This is a genomic window from Marinobacter denitrificans (genome assembly GCF_008795955.1).
Taxonomy (GTDB): domain Bacteria; phylum Pseudomonadota; class Gammaproteobacteria; order Pseudomonadales; family Oleiphilaceae; genus Marinobacter; species Marinobacter denitrificans.
Window position 1 is genome coordinate 241,240 of record NZ_VMHN01000004.1, and the last position, 16,071, is coordinate 257,310.

A 16,071-nucleotide genomic window follows, 5' to 3' on the forward strand; every position below is an offset into this window, starting at 1 on the left:
TCTGTCGCGCAGCAGCAGAGAATAGCGCGGACGATCCCTTAATCATTTATTGCTGTCAAAAATCAGTCAATGAACAGCGAAGGAGAGGCATTCATGTGCGGCCGATACAACATCACCGATTCTCCGGAGATCTTGGCTCTGATGGAGCAGCTGAAGCTGCCCCATCAGAGGCCAGCTCCACAATTGGACGTGCCGCCGGGTGGCACTGGTGAGTTCGTTATCGAATCAGGTGGCGACCGCTATTTGCTGCCGGGTATCTGGTCTTTGCTGATTGAGCCGCGGCCCGCAGTGAATGGCTATCGGCCGAATCCAAAATTCCAGACTTTCAACGCCCGAAGTGACAGGTTGACCAGCAGCCCGCTCTGGAAGAAAGCGTATCCTTCCAGGCGCTGCATTGTGCCTGTGAGTGCTTTCCATGAATGGAAGGGCAAGCAGGTCTACAACATCCACCCGGAAAACGAGGCGGCGGCCCTAGCCGGGTTGTGGCAATCGTGGACATTTGGAGATGAGAACGTAAATTCTTTTACAGTCATTACACTCCCGCCTCATCCCAGGTTTAGCCATATTCATCCTAAGAGTATTCCAATGATGCTCCGGCCCTGCGACTTTGATCTTTGGCTCGACCCGGAGTTCGACAAAGTCGATGCATTTCAGACGTTGTTGAAGACACACATTCCGGCGCCATTGGTGTGCGAGCCCATCCGAAATCCAAACGATTTGAGCCGAGCGGGAGATGTCGAGATCCTGCATGCGGATTGAGGCCGGCACCACGTAGTTTAGGGTCCTCTATAGTCTATGCTATGACCATTGGTCGCCCACCCGAATGAACATAACCTTAGATTATGCGCAGTGGGTTTGCGCTAAACACAAGCACGCCACCAGAGCCGGCAGAGAGGTCAAAGGCACGTCCGTGTGCCCGTATCGCTATTTTTTCTTCCGAGACGATTTGCTCTTTTCGCCCACGGTTTCCCGCGGGTGTTTCTTAGCAAAGGTCTCGGTTACATAACGGCCCGTTACAGCGCTTCGGTATTTTTTGGACATGCGTCACCTCACATGAATGAAAAGATTCTAGTGATGCCGAGGGATGCCCTCTGCATCGTCCTCATTTAGTGGTTTGGCCAACTCCGGAAATGGGCGCAAACACGCTGGAGCGTGCCATTGACCATTCGGAAGTAAGCTCGAACGTAGACAGCGGGTCTGATGACCATGGCTGATCTCCTGTACGAGATAGCCAGTGAGGTGATGGGCGCTTCGTCACAGACTGGGACCTTATAACCAATTGGTCTTGGCAGGAAAATCCTCAGTTTTGTACTATGCTCTACCTATCAGCCTCACTGGCTGGTGGATTTCGGTAAGGGCCTTTCCGCCAAGATTGATCCCTTACCCCTTGCTTGCTAAAAACCTCAGGACTCAACCCCTGGGGTTTTTTATTGCTTGAAAATCAAGCAACACCTCGATGATACAAGATATGGTGACGGAAACAATAAGGTCATTATGAAAGAAACATGCCTGTTAATATCGATTTTTAGTTAAAACAAATGCTTAACGATTTATCCACACTTATGTGCATAACGAAATTTTATCAACATGTTGTGTTTGTGAGTTCTGAGTGGTGAGCAAATAATGGCGAACAGGACGTTCTGCCATGTTAAGACAGATTTTTTTATTCTTTGGTCTCGCCCAGAGAGGCCTCCCATTGATCCAGGATATCGTCGAGCTTTGCATGTTTGATTTGCTCCTGGAGCTCTTCAGAAGGGTTGGTAGCCAGCGCGATTGATCGGAAAAAAGTCTCCATAAACGCATGCAGATCGAAAGCTTCCCCTTCGTCTTGATTAGCCATTTTTCTGCGTTTTGCCCCTAAAAACCAACTGTAGACCCAGAACCACAACCCTGCGCTCCAGCTGACACGGCGTATGATTTTTTCCAGGTTAACGACAAGTTCTCGGAGTGCTCTCTCGTTCGATGATTCGAGCTCTTTTTGTCCGATCGCGCTTACCAGCGCTGCCTCTTCGCTATCGGGCAGTGCCTCAGTCATTGCAGCGGCTATGTTCGTCAGGTTTTCTGATAACTTAGGGAGAAGCTTCATTCCGCGAACGCGGTGAGCCAACAGAGGATTGATTCTTGAGTAGTTGTATAAAGCCGTCTCATAGCTGTCGAGCAACTTTGGGTCTGCCCTGACCAAGCCATCCATCAGCGTTGTCAGAATAGTGGCGAAGTATTCCTTGGGAAACTCATTGACCATAATGCTTTTCAAATTCGGCCTGTTTCCAAGTATCTTCTTGAACTCGTCCTGGAATTCATCCACTGCCGCATTCAATTTTGGGCGTTCGATCAGTAGTTCGTGCCGTATTTCCAGCAAGTGAAAAAGCAAGACACGAGAGCCTTCCCGGCGCTCCAGACTCAGCTTCCAAAAGTAACCAATGACGGCTAGCCCCGCAGTTACGAGTATCCCTACATCAAACACTATTTCTTGCATGGTCAATCCTGCTATCGCCACAAGGCTACGATTGTGACGAGGCGTCGTTAAGCGTCCCTTTGTGAGACGGACTCTTGAGAAGGCTAAGAATTAGCAGTGCGAACGCTCTCTGTTTTGGTTCACTCTCCAATATTTCCATCGATAATTTTTCATGGTCCGTCATGGAGTCCAGCACCAGGTCAGTTAGCCGCTTTGGAAGCAATCCGTGCATCACTTGATCCGGTGAGTGGCCGTCTACCTGTGCCATCACCGCTTCATCTCGGCGAACCCGGTCAGCAATCCCGTTCGCAAAATGAAGCTGATCCTCATCGCTGACTTCAGCGCCGAAGATGTCATTCAGCTTTTCGATGATTTTGGACAAACGTTCCTTCTCCGGATCGTGGGGCTTTCCGGTGCCGACACCCGTAATCGGATCCAGTCCGTCCGAATCGTCCTCACCTTCTAATCGAAGCTCGTGCTCCTTGCGCTTGGTGATCCGGTAATGGCTCAGCTCCAGCTCTGAAATATCGATTTCGTCCTCATCTAAAATTTCCTGGCGCAGCAACGGCAGCAGGTGTTTGGCAAAAACGCATAGCTGCTCCAGCTCCGGGTCTTCAAAAAACACGATCTGGGATAGGAATTCATAGGCACGAACAAAGCTGCCAAGGTTCTTCTTGAACAGATCCAGCTGATCCAGGCCCTCTCCGATATCTTTCAACGTTGCGTCGGCCTGTTTTAGGCCTATGGTGTTGCCATCGGCTTCTGACTGCTTTCGGGCGGCCCGTAATTCGGCCCGTTCATCACGAAGCAGTTTGTACCGCTTGTTGAACCGCTCCCTTGCTGGCTGGCAGTAGTAACTGAGCTTGGAGGCTTCGGCCTTCGGATCGAAGAAGGCGCGGGCAAAGGCCTTCACCTCGTCCCAGTGGTACACCTGCTCGGCATCGAGCGCCTCCTGGATGTCGTAGACGACCTGAGCATCGGAGACTCCCGTCAGCTCTGCTTTGTTGTAGTAAGGCAGGAACGAATCGAGGATATCCTGGGCATCGTTGATGAAGTCGAGAATAAAGGTCTCCTTGCCAGGAAACAGCCGATTCAGGCGCGAGAGCGTCTGTACGCACTCCACACCCTTGAGCTTCTTGTCGACGTACATGGCACACAGCTTCGGCTGGTCGAAGCCAGTCTGATACTTGTTGGCGACCAGCATCACGTTGTATTCGTCAGTGTCGAACGCCCTGGCATGATCCCGGCCATTCAGGCCTGGGTTCAAAAGACTGCTGGTTTCGGTGACCTCTTCCGGGATCACCTCATCCGGTGGCAGGCTGCCTGAGAAGGCCACCAGGGGGTGAACGTCCTGGTAGCCCTGACCTTTGATGTACTGCTGCATGGCCAGCTGGTACCGGACGGCTTCCTGTCGACTACTGGTGACCACCATGGCCTTTGCCTGGCCATCCAGCAGGTGCCGGACGTTCTCCCGAAAGTGCTCAACGATCACCTCAACCTTCTGGCTGATGTTGTAGGGGTGCAGGCGCACCCACTTTGCCAGTGTGGTTCGGGCCTTCTTGGAGTCGACCTCATCATCCTCTGCGTCCGGATGGGCAAGTTTCCAGGCCACGGCATAGGTTGTGTAGCGCCTCAGGACGTCGATAATGAATCCCTCTTCGATGGCCTGGCGCATGGAATACACATGGAAGGGCTCAGGTTTGTTCGATTCACTGCGGTCCTGTGAGGGATCTGGCTCACGACCAAACAACTCGATGGTCTTTGCCTTGGGAGTGGCGGTAAAGGCGTAGTAGCTGATCTGTTGGCTCGGTTTACGGGCGGAGACGGCGGCATCCAGCAACTCTTCCGCACTGATTTCTTCACCCTCAGGCAAATCACAGCCCAGGATGGCCTTCAGCTTGGTGGCCGATGAGCCGGTTTGTGACGAGTGCGCTTCATCGGCAATCACAGCGTACCGTCCGGACGCCAGCTTGGGGTACTTCTCTAGCGCATCGAACAACGCGGGGAAGGTCTGGATGGTCACGATAATAATTCGGGTCTGTTCGGCCAGAGCCTCAGCCAGCTGCTCCGATTTACTCTGGTTGCCCAAATCACGATTGATGGGTCGAACCACGCCCTGAGCGTGCTCAAACTGGTAGATGGTGTCCTGAAGCTGGCTATCCAGAACCGTTCGGTCGGTCACGACGATGACCGAGCTGAACAGCTTGTTGCCGTCGTGATCGTAGAGCTGAGCCAGTTGATGGGCTGACCAGGCGATGGAGTTGGATTTGCCGGAGCCCGCACTGTGTTGGATTAGATAGCGCTTACCGGCACCTTCTTCCCGGGTCGCTTGAATCAGCTGGTTGACCACATCCCATTGGTGGTACCGGGGGAAGATCAGAGTTTCCTTGGTCTTGCGGTTTCCGTAGAAGTCCTCTTCGGTTTTCTTCTCAAGGTGAAGGAAGCGGCCGATGACCTTGAGCCAAGCGTCTTTCTGGAACAACTGCTCCCACAAGTAGGCCGTAGAGTAGCTGCCCTCATCCTCGGCCCGAGGGTTTCCGGCCCCACCGTCTGCGGTGCCTCGGTTAAACGGAAGGAAAAACGTGTCCTTGCCGTTCAGACGGGTAGTCATAGCGGCTTCGTCCTGGCTAACTGCGAAATGCACCAGCGCACCGCGTTTGAAGGTCAGCAGCGGTTCCGGCTTTCGTGTCACCGGATCCTTTACCGGGCGATCCTTTTTGTACTGGCGCTTGGCGTGTTCTACGGTTTGCTTGAACTCGCTTTTGAGCTCCAGCGTCGCCGTCGGAATCCCGTTCACGAAGAGCACTAGGTCCAGCCGTGGGTTGTAGTCACCAGTGCGGGCATGAGGCGAATAGGAGACTTCCTCGACCACGCGTAACCGATTGGCGTTGTATCGACGCTCTGTGTCCGGATTCATGCCGTGATCCGGCTTGAAGCTGCAAAGATCGATTTTTACACCCGGTACTTTGAAGCCATGGCGGAGCACATCGAGGGTGCCCTTTTTCTCCAGCTCCCGAACGGTTTTCTGGATAAGCACCTTTTCCGGGTTCTGAGGGTTACCCTTGCAGAACTTTTCCCATCGATCTGGCCAGGCCTCTTGGAAGTAACCAATCAGGTCTTCCGGATACACCGCATGCACCTTGTCGTACTCAGACGCCTTGCCGACAAGCCAGCCCTGATCACTCAGAGACCCAATGATGTCGTTCTGGAACGCTCTCTCTCGGCTGTCAGCCATGACTACTCCTTGTATCCCTTGACCCGCTTGGTAACCGGTTTTCGCTTAAATACCTTGAATATTGCTTTGTACTTGATAGCGGATGACCTGGTTGCCCGCTTCAATGACGTCAATGCGAGCCCCTCGATAACCGATGGTCTGGCTCTCCGAGAGATCATATTTCAGGTCTGCAGAGAATGCCGGTCTGGCAAGGCTCCCCGAGAACTCACGGTATTTAAACGACAGCTCGTCGCCAGAGCGTCCTAGATAAATCAACTCTTGCCGGAAGGTTTGGCCATAATCAGAGAATTTGTAACGCTTCGTACACTGATCGTCTGGTACATCAACGGCAAATAGAGCACTTGAGCCCCTAAGAATTGAACCACTCAAAATGGTTCGACCGCCTATCGCGATGGCATTCTCGTCCTGCTGCTTAGTTTGATCACCCGATACCCAGTTTGTGATCAGCTTGCCGTCTCGATCGATCAGATTCAGATTGGAAACCTGCAGGGTACATCCAGAGTCTGTCGGGCCTGAAATAAGCTGAAAATTCGAGCCCGAGATGGAAATACCCTCGTTGAGAGATCGAATATTGCCGTATCCATAGGCGACACTCTTTCCCTCCTGAGATTCGTAGTTGATCTGGTAAAGGGCTCCGGGCAAGAAAAATCGGTAGTCACCCTGCTCGAATTCCAGGTCTTTGACTCTGAATCCGGGAGCTCCATATCCTCGGGTACGCTCCAACACCGATTCGCCAATCTCAGCGCTCACGACCTGTCCGATAGGTGGATACATCTCGGTATGAAGTTTCTGCGTGACACCGGTCGTCTGACATCCGGCAAGGAAAACGCTTCCAATGGCCGCAATACAGCCCAACCAATTCGGTGATTTCATTAGGTACTGCCTTTTTTATGTGATTTTTGGCTCAGTCTTTGAGCTCTTCATTGGTACTTTGAGCCTCGACAAGAGAGCTTTGCCAGTCTCCGTAGGGTTTCCTGCTGTTTTCTTCAATCCAGACAATACGGCCATTTGCCGAGCGTCCTGATACCACTGCAGCAGCAGCGCTGGGACTTGAGAACGACTGGTCTTGTGTGAAGCGCACCGCGCCGGAGGCGTCCGGCACCAGCACACCATCTGCCGTCAACTGATCATACAAAGGGCGATAACTGGTGTAGCTACTGCCGCTCACCCACTTGTCTCGTGCCTGGCTTCCCTCAAGCACCACAAATTCACCATCAACTTCGCGGGCTGTGGCACGAATGCCGTGTTTAGGTAGCTCCATGTAAAAATTCGGAGCCGCCCCTTCAGAACCAGGCTCTCCCTGAATCTGCGCTGCAATTTTTTGCCGATCACGGAGAAAGTCGAAGCCCAACACGGGCAATATGATGCGGACCTGTTCAATAAAGAACGCCATATCGGCCTGATCGGACTCTGGGAGTACTGTGTAATCGTGGGCGGTGCCGTTGACGAGACCACAGCGCCCGGATTGCTTGGCGATCGCGATAAGCTGGCTTTCCAGGTACTTCACATGGGCTTTGGTGAGGTTTTGGTCTTTGCTGGTGATCAAGCAAACCCTTTCCCAGAAATCCTTTCCGCCTTGAGGCTCAGGACGGTTGTGCTGTTTCAGTCGCTTGGCCACATCATCGGATTCGCCGATGTAAACCAAAGGACGCATGGCATTTTCGGGATCTGGGCCCACCAGAAAATACACACCGGTTCGGCCGCACTCGGGCCGCTGCACCAGTTCAGTCAGTTTGGTTCGAGGCCCAGTCAGAGCATGGCCGGTCCAGTTCATGATTTCGGCAGTCAAAAGACCGTTCGGAGTGCCATCAACAAGGAACAAGCGGATGCCGCGACCGTGGCTCATGCGGTTGTCTCCAGACCAGCTTGGTGTATGTCCTCGTCGAAAGCGCTTTCATCTTTCGGTGGCTGCCAGCCGCGGACATCAATCTTTCCAGTGACGGCTGCGGAGATCAGTCCTGAACGTCGTTCCTGCAAAAGCCTGTTTACACCAACAGCCTGCCTCGACAGCTCGTCAATTTGTTTTAACCGCTTTTCAACTTCCAATACTGAGTGTCTCTGCTCCCCTAATCGTGGTACCGGTAATTGGATTCCTTCAAACCTTTCCCACTCAAGCTTTTTTGTGCCGTGCGCAGACGAATCAATGTACTCGAACACTGCGTCTCTAATGCCTGATAGCAGTAGAAGCAGGTAATCGGGGTTAACGTTTGGCCCTGCTTCAAGCGCTTTCATATCCTGATTGATGGTTACAGGCACCTCTGTGATAGCAACCGGAACAGAATGCGCCAGGATCATTCCCCTAACCACGATCAAGACAGATTGACTCTTGATTGATGACAGCCCTGTTTCTAAAAGCGCCTTTTCGGATATATGGTCGCTACTATCTGAGATTCGACTTTTCTTCATATCCTTCGGGGAAACCCATGGAATCTCTCCTTCCCAATATTCTTGATTCTCCTTGGATGGGGTGCTCCCTCCCTTTGTGCGAACCAGGTGCTTAAGTCTTGCAACGTGCCAATGCGCCGGCACCTCCCCAAGCCACTTCACCCCGGAATCCTTCATCGGCACATCCGGATCCAACCCCTTGGTCACCGCATGGGAAATCACTGCCTGGCGCTTTTCCTGAAGCAAATCTATCAGGCGCTCCTGCTCGCGGATCAGGGCGTCGATTTTGGCAGTTTCGTGGTCTAGGAAGCGGGCGATTTGGGTTTGTTCATGTTGTGATGGGACAGGGATCACTATGTTCTTCATTTCGGAGAAGCCTGTGCTCCAAAGATCAGCAACAATACCCTTACCGTTCCGGTAAAACTCCTCTTGGAAAACTTCTGACCTCAGAAGATGGTGAGCAAAACGGCCATAAACTCCATCTGGCTCCAGCACGATACAGATAAGAGATACAGAGCCGTCTAGTTCCGACAACCCAGATGAGCCCTTTCTGTCCGAGCGACTATTGATGACAAAATCTCCTGCAATAACTCTCTTCCGATTATCGCCATCTTGGGTTTTAGCTGCTGTCTCAAGCCTCGGTACAATTCCATGTTTGGTAACCGAGAGAGGTTGAAACTCCTTATCACTAACTTTTTCTCTTCGTTCAGAAAAAAAGTGCCCCAGCCGCTTTAAAGACCAATGCTTTGGTACCGCCCCCAACCACGCCAGACCTGAATCATAATTCTCGGTGTATTTTGCAATGGTCACGCTGACAACTCCTCAATCATTCGCTTGATCCGGTCCGTGCATTGCTTCAGGTCAGCATCGATCTCTTCCAGAGGCCGAGGCGGCGTGAACTCATAGAAGTGCCGGTTAAACGGAATCTCGAAGCCCACGATACCTACTTCACCATCCTTCTCGTCGCGCTTGGACTCATCAATCCAGGCGTCGGGAACATGTGGTTTCACTTCCCGTTCAAAGTAGTCATACACGGACTCTGAGAGGGGCACGTTCTCATAGTCCCGAAGGCCGGTATCGGCTTCTGGATTGCCCTTGCTGTCCGTGCAGATCTCCGCTTCTGGGTCGCGCTCACTCAAGGCATTCAGCAACGACTTCAGTTGCGGCGCACTCAGGTACACCTGATGATCGGTGAGCGAAGTCTTCAGGGCCTTCTGGAACTGCTTGCGATTCCGGTAGAGCGTCTCGGCATCCATAGCACGACAGGCAGCGAAGATCTTGTCCTGGTCTTCCTTATCCATTTTCTGGATGGCTTTTTCGTCCGCAATCCGCTTAAGGCGTTCTTCCGAGGTTTGGAAGTTCAGCTTCAGCGGACGTTCAACCGTGATGCGTCGGTAACCGAAGGCTTCGATGGGGAAGATCTTGCTCTTTTTGGTTTCCTGAAAGTCCCCATACATCCTCACGATCTCGTCCTGATCGGACTCACTCACAAACTGGCGCTTACTACCAAGGGACTTACGCATCTTGGTTGCCCGGTCAGTAGCGTCGATCAGTTGGACCTTGCTTTTGCGTTTGGCCGGTTTGTTGTTGGAGAGCACCCACACATAGGTGGAGATGCCGGTGTTGTAGAACATATCCGTGGGCAGGGCCACGATGGCCTCGACCATGTCGTTCTGCAACAAATAGCGCCGGATTTCAGATTCGCCACTGCCAGCACCACCCGTAAACAGCGGGCTACCATTGAGAATGATGCCGATCCGGGAACCGCCCTCACGGGCATCCCGCATTTTGCTGACCAGGTGCATCAGGAACAGCAGGGAGCCATCGGACACACGGGGTAGACCAGGCCCAAAACGACCATCAAAGCCTCGATGCTTGTGCTCATCAGTGACCTGCTTCTGAACCTTTTTCCATTCCACGCCAAACGGCGGGTTACTGAGCATCAGGTCAAACTTATTAGTAGCTAGCTGATCATCTGACAACGTGTTGCCTAGCTTGATGTTGCTGACTTCCTGTCCTTTGATCAGCATGTCGGCCTTACAGATGGCGTAGGACTCCGGGTTCAATTCCTGGCCGTGTAGCGAGACGGTGACACTCTCGCTGATCTGCTGGATGTACTCGTCGCCTTCGGACAAGAACCCGCCCGTTCCAGCTGTAGGGTCGTAGATGGTCACAATACTATTAGGCGTTAGCCGACTCTCCTGTGCGGTCAGCACAAGGGAGGTGGTCAGATGCACGATGTCACGAGGCGTGAAGTGCTCCCCCGCCGTTTCGTTGGAGCTTTCCGCGAACTTCCGGATCAACTCCTCAAAGATGATCCCCATACCGAAATTGCTGATGGTCGTCGGACTCAGGTCAATGCTGGCAAACCGCTGAACCACCTGGTAGAGCAGGTTGTTGGCGCTGAGCTGTTGAACGAAATCCTCGAAATGGAAGTGCTCGAAAATCTCCCGGGCATCCTGGCTGAACGACTGAACATAGCTCATCAGGTCGTCAGCGGTTTGGCTGTCAGACAGGGTAGCCAGGCTTAATGGCGAAGCATTAAAGAACTGCTGGTCAGCGGCCCGGAGTAGGAGCTTCTCACGAACCGCATCTGGTTTGGTCTGATGTTCTTGAGCTGCTGACAGTACCTGAGCTTTAGTTGGCTCCAGCACGCACTCCAGGCGGCGCAGTAGGGTAAACGGCAAAATCACGCGCCCATACTGGCTCTGCTTGAAATCACCACGCAGAAGGTCGGCAACCGACCAGATAAAAGCGGCGGTTTGGGAGTGGTTGGTTTTGTCGTCAGTCATCCGTGGAGCTCCATTACAGCATGTCGTAGGGCAAGCCTTTATTTCAGGCTGCATCCAATCTTTTTAAGGAAGAATTCAATGTGGCTCGGGTTACGCCAAAGTGGGCAGCAACTTCCGTTTTCGTGATGCTGGGATCCGTTAACATCGCTGCAGCTTTACGAATGTCAGAGTCGGACAACACAGGCTTCCGCCCTCCTTTGCGTCCTCGGGCCCTGGCCGCTGCCAGTCCTGCTTGAGTACGTTCTCGAATCAGGTCGTGTTCAAACTCAGCCAAAGCACCAAAGATATGAAACACCAGACGGCCACCTGGGCTGGTCGTGTCGATGGATTCTGTAAGCGACTTAAAGCCAACTTCTCGCTGGCTGAGATCCTGGACAATCTCAACCAGGTCTCTCAGTGACCGGGCCAATCGGTCCAGTTTCCACACAACCAGGACATCGCCCTTACGGAGCATACGGAGGCAGAGCGACAATTCAGGTCGCTCACGAACTTTGCCGGTAAACTTTTCCTGGAAGATCTGTTCACACCCAGCTTTCTCCAGAGCATCAATCTGGAATTCCGGATTCTGATCCTGAGTGCTTACCCGCGCATAACCTATGATCATTAAACGCCCCTTTTTTATACATAGATTTTTATACGGGATTTTTATACGCAAAACAATGGGAAATTCGACTATTTCGGGCGACCACGGCGAGCGTTCAAAAAACGACCGTTTTCTGATAAAAGCATAGCTCAGCAAAGGATGTGACCTTAGATCAGGATGCGGGAGAGACCGAAACACTCCAGTGACCACGAAACAACGGCCGTCCAAGCCGGGTTTTAAACATAAGCGAACATTCACGGCTGCTCTTTCGCACACGCTTCTTTCAACAAAAACACTTCGATATTTATCAAATCGTCTAACTGAGAAGCTGGCTTTTTGGTTTGGCTATGTACTGCAAGAAGGTCCGGGCTGTTCTTGGCGTTTGGAATGTCTTGTCAACAGCGCAAAGAAAAGCAGAACAATCAAATTGCCTCTTGCACATCTACCTACTAATAGGTAGATTAATTGGCGCATGTTTAATGACCAACAGAGGCAATCAATGAAAATCTACGATATCGAAGGCTTCCCGAACCCGCTCCGCGTTCGCATCGCTCTGGCAGAAAAAGGCGCAACAAACCAGGTGGAATTCGTCCCGGTCGATGTCATGGGCGGCGAGCACCGTTCCGAGGCGTTCAAGACGAAAAACCCGGATGCCACCGTGCCCATGCTGGAACTTGACGACGGCACCTGCATCGCCCAGTGCAATGCCATCACCGAATATATCGACGGCGTCTTTGATGGTCCGTCCCTTATGGGTACAACCCCAGCGGAGCGTGCCCGTATCGCAATGATGAATCTGCGGGCAGAAAACGGTCTGATGAACGCCGTGGGTGCCTATTTCCACCACGCGACCCCGGGGCTTGGTCCGGATCTGGAAACCTGGCAATGCGCTGAGTGGGGTAATAAACAGAAAGAAATTGCCAGCGCAACCATGGCCTACCTTGACAGCGTTCTGGCGGACAACGAGTTTCTCGCAGGCGACAGCTTCTCGGTCGCAGACATCACCGCCTTTGCCGGCCTGGGGTTTGCGGATTTCGCGAAGGTTGACATTCCCGAGTCTCTGACCAATCTCCAGGCCTGGCGCGCAAAAGTCGCAGCCCGTCCTTCAATTGCCGGGTAATCCGAAACCTTCGGATTTAATGCAAGCGCTGAAAACATGAAGGGCACAAAAGGGAGGAATATCATGGAGATTAATGCAGATTTCTCCAAACCGGTGGTTATGCATTCCGACCAGATTGAATGGCAGCCCTCGCCCATGAAAGGGGTGGAGCGGCGCATGCTGGACCGGATCGGGGACGAAGTTGCCCGCGCCACGACCATCGTGCGTTATGCGCCGGGCAGTCATTTCTCGGCGCATACCCATACCGGTGGAGAAGAATTCATCGTACTCGATGGCGTGTTCCAGGACGAGCACGGTGACTTCCCTGCTGGCACCTACGTGCGCAACCCCCCAACCACGTCACATATTCCGGGCTCTGAAACGGGCTGTACGATATTTGTGAAACTGTGGCAGTTCGACCTGGCCGACCGCACCCAGTTCAGCAAGAATATGGAGGCCGAGCTGGGCGCCCCAGTGGGCGGCGTTGCCACCGCAAAGCTGCATGAGGACGATCGTGAGATCGTGACCTACAGCCAGCTCGATGCGGGGGCGACACTGACCTCTGAGGCGCCCGGCGGAATCGAACTGCTGGTGGTCGAAGGTTCGGCTATCAGGGATGGCGAGGTGCTGGCCAGGCATGACTGGCTGCGCCTCCCTGAAGGACACAGGTTGTCCGTGACGGCCGGGGACGACGGCGCCAAGATCTGGATGAAAACGGGGCACCTGCGATTTGCCGGGGCACCGAGGGTATAAGCCCGGCAATAGCGGGATTGAAAAGGCAGACAGGTGAACAACCATGAACCGTGATACCAGAACAGCCCTGATGGATCTTGCCGAGCACACCGTCCGGTCACGGGGCTTTGACGGGTTCAGCTACGCGGATCTGGCCGAGGCCATCGGCATTCGAAAGGCCTCGATCCATTATCATTTCCCCACCAAGGCGAAGCTCTCCGAAGCCTTGATCGAGCGCTATCAGACCAGTCTGCAGCAGGGTCTGACCGAGATAGACGCAGCCCATGCCAGCGCTGGCGCGCGCCTCAAGGCACTCATTGCCCTGTACCGCGGGGCGTTGCATGATGGCCAGACCGTGTGTCTGTGCGTTGCCTTTTCGACCTGCCGCGAAAGCCTGTCCGACACCGTTATTGCCAGAGTCGGCGCCGTTCGCGCAATGGTTCTGCAGTGGATTACGGCAACGTTTGAACTGGGACAAAGGGATGGATCCGTCTCGGCCATCCTGGGTGCCGCCGATGAAGCGCAGGCGACCCTGGCGATGCTGGAAGGGGCCCACCTTGCCGCGCGCACCGAAGAAGACCTCGCCGTGTTTGATGCCGCAACGCGACTGCTGCGCGCCCGCTGCCAGTAACGACGGGACAGGAATCGCGCTTTGATGTACAGAATCGCTACGCAAATTGACTCATAACGAGCGAAAAGGAGCAAACAGATGATGAGCACCCTGAAAACAGCACTGGCAGCAGCCACGCTGTCACTCACTGTTGCAAGTACGCAGGTACTGGCAGAAACGCAAACCAGAACCATCGAGTATCAAGTCGGCGACGAGACCTTCACCGGCTACATGGCCTGGGATGATGAATTCGGGCAAAAGCGTCCGGGGGTTCTGGTGGTCCATGAATGGTGGGGGCACAATGAATTTGCCCGGAATCAGGCAGAACGACTTGCCTCGGCCGGCTATACGGCGTTTGCGCTGGATATGTATGGCTCTGGCAAACAAGCCGACCATCCCGATACCGCCCAGAAGTTCATGCAGGAAGCCACTCGGGACATGAGTCAGGTCAAGGCGCGCTTCATGAAGGCGATGGACATCCTGAAGAACCACGAAAGTGTTGATGCGTCCCGAATTGCGGCACAGGGTTATTGTTTTGGCGGCGCCGTGGTTCTCAACATGGCGCGCATGGGCGTCGATCTGGACGGCGTTGTCAGCTTCCACGGCGCGCTCGGCAGCCCCCTCACGGCTGAACCCGAGTCCGTGAAAGCCAGGATCCAGGTGTACACCGGCGGTGCCGACAAGCTGGTCCCCTCGGATCAGGTCGCGGGCCTGGTCAAGGAGATGCAGGATGCCGAAGTCGACCTGACACTGGTGAGCTTTCCCGGAGTACTGCACTCATTCACCAACCCAGGCGCCGACAAGATCGCCGAGGAGTTCGGCATGCCGGTTGGTTATGATGAAGAGGCTGCCAGCCGTTCCTGGGATGGCACCATGCGTTTCTACAAGGCCATCTTCACCCAGTAACACAAGCGAGTGCAAACAAACCGAAACCGGCAGTATTTACAGTGAATTCTGGAACACCAACCGAAAAGCATGATGAGGTGCAACATGGCAACTGAGAGTTTACCACTGTTCGATGGAGACAATCGTCCAGGCTACAAGTCGCTGGGCAACTCGGGGCTGTTCGTATCCGAACTGTGCCTGGGCACCATGACCTTCGGCGGCGATGAGGACATCTGGGGCCTGATCGGCCAGTTGCAGCAGGAACAGGCCGACGAACTCGTGAAGATCGCCCTGGAGGCGGGGGTCAACTTTATCGATACCGCCAACATCTATGGTTTCGGCGCCAGTGAGCGCATCGTCGGCCAGTCCCTGAAGAATCTCGGCGTTCGCCGCGAAGATGTGGTGCTGGCGACCAAGGTGCTCGGCCCCATGGGCGCAAGCCCCAATGCCCGTGGTGCTTCCCGCGGCCATATAATGAGCGAATGCAAGGCGAGCCTGGCGCGCCTGCAAACGGATTATATTGACCTGTACCAGATCCACGGTTTTGACCCGGCCACGCCGATCGAGGAAACTCTGGAGGCACTGAACACCCTGGTGCAGCAAGGCCATGTGCGTTACGTGGGCCTGTCCAACTGGGCCGCCTGGCAAGTGATGAAAGCCATCGGCATCACCCGGGCCCGCAACCTGTGCCCGATCATATCCATGCAAGCCTACTACACCCTCGTAGGTCGCGATCTGGAGCGGGATATTATTCCGATGCTGAAATCTGAGAACGTTGGTCTGATGGTGTGGAGCCCACTGGCCGGGGGTTACCTGTCCGGTAAATACGAGGGGCCGGACGTTTCCGAAGAAAACCGGCGCGCCAAGTTTGACTTTCCACCCGTCAACCGCGAGCGGGGCAGCGAAGTCATCAAGGTTATGCGGGAGATTGCCGATGGCAAACAGATCGACGGCGAACCGGTCAATGTGGCACAGATTGCCCTGTCATGGCTGCTACACCAGAAGCCTGTGACCAGCATCATCGTTGGCGCCAAGCGGCCCGAGCAGCTCAGGGACAATATCCGCGCGGCCCAAATCCGCTTGTCCGACGATGAACTGGTAGCCCTGGATGAAGTCAGCCGCCTGCCCGAGGAGTACCCGGGCTGGATGATGGCAATGATGGCCGGGTACCGAAACTCTACCGAGTCCTGATTCCAAAACCGACCCAACCCAACCCAACCTTCACATCGTGCTGCGCCCCGACGGCGCAGCCGCTATGCTGGAAAAACCGTTAATGCTGTCAAAACGTAGACGTC

General features: G+C 54.0%; 13 protein-coding genes. 6 read left to right on the forward strand and 7 right to left on the reverse strand.

Annotated features, from left to right (window positions below; all coding sequences use genetic code 11):
• Positions 1–93 precede the first annotated feature (93 nt).
• The gene (locus FO268_RS14540; RefSeq protein ID WP_150994041.1) at positions 94–759 is read left to right on the forward strand and encodes an SOS response-associated peptidase; all 666 of its coding nucleotides are present in this window, start codon (positions 94–96) and stop codon (positions 757–759) included.
• 904 nt (positions 760–1,663) lie between these two features.
• Here the strand turns inward: FO268_RS14540 and FO268_RS14550 are convergent.
• From FO268_RS14550 to FO268_RS14580, 7 genes are read right to left on the reverse strand one after another with little or no spacing between them, the layout of a single operon-like run.
• Positions 1,664–2,476 carry a hypothetical protein gene (locus FO268_RS14550; RefSeq protein ID WP_150994043.1) on the reverse strand — a complete coding sequence of 271 codons (813 nt, stop codon included), beginning with the start codon at positions 2,474–2,476 and terminating at the stop codon, positions 1,664–1,666.
• 25 nt (positions 2,477–2,501) lie between these two features.
• Entirely contained in the window at positions 2,502–5,690 is a 3,189-nt protein-coding gene (locus tag FO268_RS14555) for a type I restriction endonuclease subunit R (protein WP_150994044.1), read from the reverse strand.
• A gap of 45 nt (positions 5,691–5,735) precedes the next feature.
• Positions 5,736–6,563, reverse strand: a complete 828-nt coding sequence (locus FO268_RS14560) for a hypothetical protein (protein WP_150994045.1) — start codon at positions 6,561–6,563, stop codon at positions 5,736–5,738.
• A 31-nt stretch (positions 6,564–6,594) separates the two neighbouring features.
• Entirely contained in the window at positions 6,595–7,536 is a 942-nt protein-coding gene (locus tag FO268_RS14565; protein WP_150994046.1) for a GIY-YIG nuclease family protein, read from the reverse strand.
• The gene (locus FO268_RS14570; protein WP_150994047.1) at positions 7,533–8,885 is read right to left on the reverse strand and encodes a restriction endonuclease subunit S; all 1,353 of its coding nucleotides are present in this window, start codon (positions 8,883–8,885) and stop codon (positions 7,533–7,535) included. Before FO268_RS14570 ends, FO268_RS14565 begins: the two co-directional genes overlap by 4 nt.
• Positions 8,882–10,867, reverse strand: coding sequence for a type I restriction-modification system subunit M (locus FO268_RS14575; protein WP_150994048.1), 1,986 nt, complete (start codon positions 10,865–10,867; stop codon positions 8,882–8,884). The genes FO268_RS14570 and FO268_RS14575 overlap by 4 nt, the downstream gene beginning before the upstream one ends.
• A gap of 43 nt (positions 10,868–10,910) precedes the next feature.
• On the reverse strand, positions 10,911–11,471 hold the full coding sequence (locus FO268_RS14580; protein WP_113270587.1) for a recombinase family protein: 561 nt from the start codon (positions 11,469–11,471) through the stop codon (positions 10,911–10,913).
• Between the two features lie 478 nt (positions 11,472–11,949).
• On the opposite strand from FO268_RS14580, the gene FO268_RS14585 reads away from it, so the two are divergent.
• From FO268_RS14585 to FO268_RS14605, 5 genes are all read left to right on the forward strand, one after another.
• Complete coding sequence (locus FO268_RS14585; protein ID WP_041654905.1) at positions 11,950–12,570, forward strand: glutathione S-transferase family protein; 621 nt, start codon at positions 11,950–11,952, stop codon at positions 12,568–12,570.
• Between the two features lie 63 nt (positions 12,571–12,633).
• Positions 12,634–13,302 carry a cupin domain-containing protein gene (locus tag FO268_RS14590; RefSeq protein ID WP_008170339.1) on the forward strand — a complete coding sequence of 223 codons (669 nt, stop codon included), beginning with the start codon at positions 12,634–12,636 and terminating at the stop codon, positions 13,300–13,302.
• 43 nt (positions 13,303–13,345) lie between these two features.
• Positions 13,346–13,912, forward strand: coding sequence for a TetR/AcrR family transcriptional regulator (locus FO268_RS14595; RefSeq protein ID WP_014422282.1), 567 nt, complete (start codon positions 13,346–13,348; stop codon positions 13,910–13,912).
• A gap of 78 nt (positions 13,913–13,990) precedes the next feature.
• Positions 13,991–14,797: a dienelactone hydrolase family protein gene (locus tag FO268_RS14600; RefSeq protein ID WP_008170335.1), complete on the forward strand. Its 807-nt coding sequence runs from the start codon at positions 13,991–13,993 to the stop codon at positions 14,795–14,797.
• An 84-nt stretch (positions 14,798–14,881) separates the two neighbouring features.
• Complete coding sequence (locus FO268_RS14605) at positions 14,882–15,967, forward strand: aldo/keto reductase (RefSeq protein WP_041654908.1); 1,086 nt, start codon at positions 14,882–14,884, stop codon at positions 15,965–15,967.
• Positions 15,968–16,071 lie beyond the last annotated feature (104 nt).